This is a genomic window from Bacteroides coprosuis (genome assembly GCF_020741705.1).
Taxonomy (GTDB): Bacteria; Bacteroidota; Bacteroidia; order Bacteroidales; family Bacteroidaceae; genus Bacteroides_E; species Bacteroides_E coprosuis.
Window position 1 is genome coordinate 1 of sequence record NZ_DYYK01000178.1, and the last position, 3,769, is coordinate 3,769.

The window sequence follows — 3,769 nt, forward strand, 5'->3', positions numbered from 1 at the left end:
GGATGAGAAAAACGCTTAAGCTTAGGGTAGTTCAATCTAGTCAGACTCTTTTCTATTAATATGTTTACAAGTCGAGTCTAACAAGATTGGACTTTTTTTGTTAACTAAAACGATTTAACTAGCACCACGCGTATTAGAATATAAATTTCTAGTATGTGATCTTAATATAGAATATCATTTGAATAATTATAAGGGAAAAATTGAAGTGGGTTTTGCTAAGCCTGATGGAACTCTTTATACAGAAACTTTTAAGTGGGATGAACTTCAACATAGTATAAAAGGATAGTAATTAGATACTAAGATTAAATGGGCTTAAAAGCCAATGATAGTGATTTTAATAAAATCCTGTATATTTGTCGCCCTTTACTCTGAAGATTATTATTATTTTATTTTAACTAATTTATCTGTCTTTAAGCACTTTTCATATATTAAATCATTATGTATAAAAAGTATCAAAAACATATATTTAGAGAGGATTAGGTCATGGATATACCTATCTCAATTACGCAGTTTGCCAAGCAACCTAAATTTTTACCGGTAAACAAAATTGTTCGTAGCAAAGACTTTAGAGTAAAGCATCTAACCGAGAATGCAATGATCTCAGAGAATGATGAGACAATCACGCCATCTAACTTTGGAACAGTCTTGGATTATATGATTCGTTGCATACTACTGGCGGGTAAATACACTTTTGACCTTGCAAATATTATGTTAAAAAGATATTTGGATCAAGGATTGATCTCGATTGATGATACTGCAGAAATTATCGGTAAAGAAGAGCAGTTGAATCAAATACCTAACCGGATATCTAGTGTAGATGATATTCCAGACGAGGCCTTCCGCTTGGAAATGGATATTTGTGCATGGGAGATTGCCTATCGAACCAACAAATATGTTGAGCCCATGAATTATCCTGACGAGATCACTATCCAGCATCTCAAGCAGATGATGAAGCGAACGGAGAACTTTTTTAATGAATATGGCTGGCCAACGAGGGATGCATTTGGCGCTTCGACTAAGAATGGGTATATTTCAGGTGATGGCGATTATTTGTTGAAAAATACGATTGTCGATCTTAAGACATCGAATAAAGCTACGATGCAGATTTACTGGGTGTGGCAACTGCTTTTGTACCACACCCTGGGTTTTTACAATCATTTTAATGATGAAGAAATCGATCGTCTGATGATCTTTAATGCTAGAGCCGACATTGTATTTTATATTGATGTTGTTGATATCGACCAGTCAGTCTTTGAATTTGTAAATGATGCAGCTGAGAAGCAAAGTTGGGTTAACGAGAAGCTAATAAAACAGATGATAGGAATAGATTAGTTGATTATCTACGGTGAAACTTGCTAGTTTTGCCATAGTTTTTTTGCTTTAGAACGTTTGTTTAGGTTAAAATATAAATTGACACTATCGTTGCTTATTACTCTTCAGCAACGAAAATTAGAAGGATGAAATTTATGGCTGAAACTTTAACGAAAACTGAACTTGAACATGCATTATTTAGTGCAGCTGATTCTCTGCGCTCAAAAATGGATGCTAATGAATATAAAGATTATCTGTTAGGCATTATTTTCTATAAATATTTGTCTGATAAATTACTTTATCAAGTTGGAGAACTTATCGAAGGTAGAACTGATTTATCTTTGGAAGAATGTCAGAAGATTTATTCTGCAAATTATAAAGATGAAGATCTTTTAGATGAGCTTAAAGAAACGCTCATGTATTTAGTCGAGCCTAAGCATACTTTTACGTATATTTTTGAAGAAATAAATGGCGAAGCTAGAACTGAAGATGGAAATATCAAAACTTTTCAAATCTCAGATCTGGCAGATGCATTTAATGATATTGAAGGTACAAGTGAAGAATTTGAAGGTTTATTTCAAGATGTACAACTATATTCTCAAAAATTGGGTATAAATGCGCAAAAACAAACGGATACCATTTCCGAAGTGATTAAAGCTATTGGAAAGTTAAAATTGATAAGTGCTGATGGAAAAAGCGATGCACTTGGAGATGCATATGAATATCTTATTGGTCAGTTTGCATCTGAAACTGGCAAAAAGGCAGGAGAATTTTATACTCCACAAAAGGTATCAGAGTTATTAACGAAATTAACTTTAGTAGGTAAGAAGTATCCTGAAGAACTTACAGTTTATGATCCCGCAATGGGTTCAGGTTCTTTACTGTTAAACTTTAAAAAATATATTAATGATGTTGGTGGAAAAGAAGATAATGTAATTTATTATGGCCAAGAAATTAATATTTCAACATATAACTTGGCGAAAATGAATATGATTCTTCATGGTGTAGCATCAGGAAATCAACATTTAAGACACGGTGATACTCTTGATGAAGACTGGCCACCTATTTCTCAAACTATGTTTGATGCAGTGGTTATGAACCCACCATATTCACACAATTGGTCGGCAAATAAAGGTTTCTTGCAAGATCCAAGATTTAGTCCTTACGGTGTATTGGCACCGAAATCCAAGGCAGACTTTGCGTTCTTATTACATGGTTTCTATCACTTGAAGAATACAGGAACAATGGCCATCGTTTTGCCTCATGGAGTATTATTCCGTGGAGCTGCAGAAGGTAAGATTCGTAAGAAGTTATTGGAAAATGGTTCAATTGATGCAGTAATTGGTTTGCCAGCTAACTTGTTCTATAACACTAGTATTCCTACTGTTATTTTGGTATTGAAGAAGAACAAAGAAAACAGAGATGTAATGTTTATTGATGCATCTAAAGGTTTTGAGAAAAAGAAGAATCAAAATGAACTCCGTGAAGAAGATATTCAAAAAATTCTTGATACTTATGAAAAGCGTGAAGATGTTGAACGTTATGCTCATTTGGCTAAATACAATGAAATTGAGGAGAATGATTTCAATCTTAATATCCCTAGATATGTAGATACTTTCGTTCCAGAACCACCGGTTGATTTAAAGAAAGTTGCTTCTGACTTACATGATACAGATGTTGAAATTGAAAAAAATCAAAGAGAATTGGTGGGGATGCTTAAAGAATTGACTTCTGATGATAGTGATGTGATGGAAGGTTTGGACGCCATCATAAAGGAATTGGAGGCCGAATTACATGAGTAACAAAGAGCAAAGAAAGGCACCAGTATTACGTTTTAAGGGGTTCACTGACGATTGGGAACAACGTAAGTTTGGTGATTTTTGGAAGCTAAAGTCAGGGAAAGCTTATAAAGCATCAGAGTATGTAAATAAGGGTATACCAATAATCAATGGTGAAACAATAAAAAATGGAGAAATTAAAAGTAATAATCTCAATTATCTTCCCAAAAGATATCTTCTAATAAAGGATAACATTATTTTAAAACCTGATGATGTTGTTATTGGTTTAAATCGACCAATAATAAATAATCAGTTAAAGATATCCCCTATTCCAAAAAATATTCCAGTATCTTTTCTTTATCAAAGAGCAGGAAAAATAGAAAGTAAATTTTCAAATTTGTCTACAATAGAAACATATTATTTATTGGAAAGAAATATATTTAATTTTAGTAAAATAACCGCTATTGGTTCTGATCAGCCTTTTATAAAAACTTCAGCTTTGTTATCATGGAAGTTTTTTATTCCAAAAGAAATCGAAGAAAAAACAATAAATAAGTTATTAGCCAAAATTTCTACTTTGATTTTTCTTCAGCAACGAAAATTGGACGAGCTAATACAAATAAAAGAAGGTATTGGTCAAGGACTCTTAAATAGACACTATAGAAATTTAAGCATTAGAT

The 3,769-nt window shown here is 32.8% G+C and carries 3 protein-coding genes; all 3 read left to right on the forward strand.

Annotation, left to right across the window (positions count from 1 at the left end; all coding sequences use genetic code 11):
* The first annotated feature begins 483 nt into the window (after window positions 1–483).
* Complete coding sequence (locus K8V80_RS10485) at window positions 484–1,332, forward strand: hypothetical protein (protein WP_276777782.1); 849 nt, start codon at window positions 484–486, stop codon at window positions 1,330–1,332.
* A gap of 134 nt (window positions 1,333–1,466) precedes the next feature.
* A complete protein-coding gene (locus tag K8V80_RS10490; protein ID WP_276777784.1) occupies window positions 1,467–3,113 on the forward strand; it encodes a type I restriction-modification system subunit M in 1,647 nt (548 codons plus the stop codon).
* On the forward strand, window positions 3,106–3,769 hold a 664-nt coding region (locus K8V80_RS10495), incomplete at its 3' end, for a restriction endonuclease subunit S (RefSeq protein ID WP_276777787.1). The genes K8V80_RS10490 and K8V80_RS10495, both read left to right, overlap by 8 nt.

Excerpts from the sequence above, each read along its gene's own strand:
- K8V80_RS10485 (WP_276777782.1), top strand. The coding sequence starts at position 484 with ATGGATATACCTATCTCAATTACGCAGTTTGCCAAGCAACCTAAATTT.
- K8V80_RS10490 (WP_276777784.1), top strand. The coding sequence starts at position 1,467 with ATGGCTGAAACTTTAACGAAAACTGAACTTGAACATGCATTATTTAGT.